The organism is Modestobacter sp. KNN46-3 (assembly GCF_011039295.1).
Genome location: NZ_JAAKGN010000305.1, coordinates 1 through 1,890 on the forward strand (window position 1 = coordinate 1; position 1,890 = coordinate 1,890).

At 74.2% G+C, this 1,890-nt stretch carries 1 protein-coding gene; it reads right to left on the minus strand.

The genetic code is table 11. The annotated features are described in order from the left end of the window. Positions 1-95 precede the first annotated feature (95 nt). Positions 96-1,889, minus strand: a complete 1,794-nt coding sequence (locus tag G5C62_RS26785) for an ABC transporter ATP-binding protein (protein ID WP_164703383.1) — start codon at positions 1,887-1,889, stop codon at positions 96-98. Between the last annotated feature and the right edge of the window lies 1 nt (position 1,890).

Below are 1,890 nucleotides of genomic sequence, written 5' to 3' on the forward strand. Positions count from 1 at the left end.
GCTGGCCACCGACCACCGGTCGGAGAGCGCCACCGCGACCCTGCGTCGGGGCCTGCGGATGATGCCGGAGTTCCGCCAGGGCCTGCCCGCCACCTTCACCCTGGCCCTGATCGCCACAGCCGGCCGGAGCTGCGGCGCCACGAGGCGTGCAGCCGGGCGTAAGGCCCGTCGGCGTCCACGAGCTGGGCGTGCGTGCCGCGCTGGACCACCCGGCCGGCGTCCACGACCAGCACCTCGTCGGCCCGCTCCGCGGTGGACAGCCGGTGCGCGATGGTGAGCGTGGTGCGCCCGCTCGTCAGCGCGTCCAGCGCCCGGGTCAGCCGCATCTCGGTGGCCGGGTCGACCGCACTGGTCGCCTCGTCCAGCACCAGCAGGTCGGGGTCGGCCACGTAGGCGCGGGCCACCGCGACCAGCTGCCGCTCCCCCGCCGACAGCGACTCCCCGCGCTGGCCCACCGGGGTGGCGACGCCGTCGGGCAGCCCGTCCAGCCAGTCCCGCAGGCCGAGCTCGTCGAAGGCGGCGACGATCTCCGCGTCGGTCAGGTCCGGTCGGCCGTAGCGCACGTTGTCGGCCACCGAGGCGTCGAAGAGGAACCCGTCCTGGGGCACCATCACGACCCGTTCGCGCAGCGAGGCGAAGGCCACCTCGTCCAGCGGCACGCCACCGACCAGCACCCGGCCCCCGGTGGGGTCCATCAGCCGGGTGACGAGCTTGGCGAACGTCGTCTTGCCCGACCCGGTCTCCCCGACGATCGCGACGCGGGTCCGGGCGGCGATGGTCAGGTCCACGCCGTCCAGGGCCTTCGCGGTCCCCGCGCCGTACGCGAAGGAGACGGCGTCGAAGCGCACGTCCAGCGGCCCGTCGGGCAGCGGCCGGCCATCGGCGGGGTCCTGGACGTCGGGCTCGGTGTCCAGCACGTCGAGCACCCGGCGGAACCCGGCGACGGCGTTCTGCGCCTCGTTCAGCACCTCGCTGGCGGTCTGCACCGGCGCGACGAACAGCGTGACCAGGAAGAGGAAGGCCACCAGGGTGCCGGCGCTGATGTCCCCGGCGATGCCGAGCAGCACGCCGACCACGACGACCGCGGCGTTGGCGACGGCGGCGATGAACTCCCCGCTGACGTAGACGCCGGCGGTCACCTTCTGCGCGTGCACCGAGGCGCGGTAGTGCCGGTCGATGGCGCCGTCGAGCCGGGCCGCCGTCCGGGCGCGGACGCCGTAGGCCCGCACCGTCGGCGCACCGATGACGGACTCCCCCACGGCGGCCAGCACGTCACCGACCCGCTCCCGCACGACGCCGTAGACCTCGGCGAGGCGGCGGGCGAAGAACTTGATCGCCACGGCCAGCGGGATGAAGCAGACCAGCACCAGCAGGGTCAGCTGCCAGGAGTAGACCGCCATGACGACGGTGGCCACCACGAGCTGGCCGAGGCTGACCAGCCCGAGCACCCCGCCCCACTGCATGAACACCGACAGCTGGTCGACGTCGCTGGTCACCCGGGACACCAGCGAGCCCCGCCGCTGGCCCTGCTGGTGCAGCACCGACAGGTCGTGCACGTGCCGGAAGGCCCGGACCCGGAGACCGGCCAGCGCCGTCTCGGTGGTGCGGAACAGCCGGACGTTCATCCGGTAGACCGCGAAGCTGGTGACCAGCACGACGACCGCGCAGATGGCGACCAGGTCGCGGACCAGGTCGATGTCCGGGCCGCCGGGTGCGCCGAGCCCCCGGTCCAGCGTCTGCTGCACCGCGATCGGGACGACCACCCGGCCGGCGGTGGCGATCAGGGCCAGGGTGAAGGTGGCGGGCAGGCCCTGGCGGAACTCCGGCATCATCCGCAGGCCCCGACGCAGGGTCGCGGTGGCGCTCTCCGACCGGTGGTCGGTGGCCAGC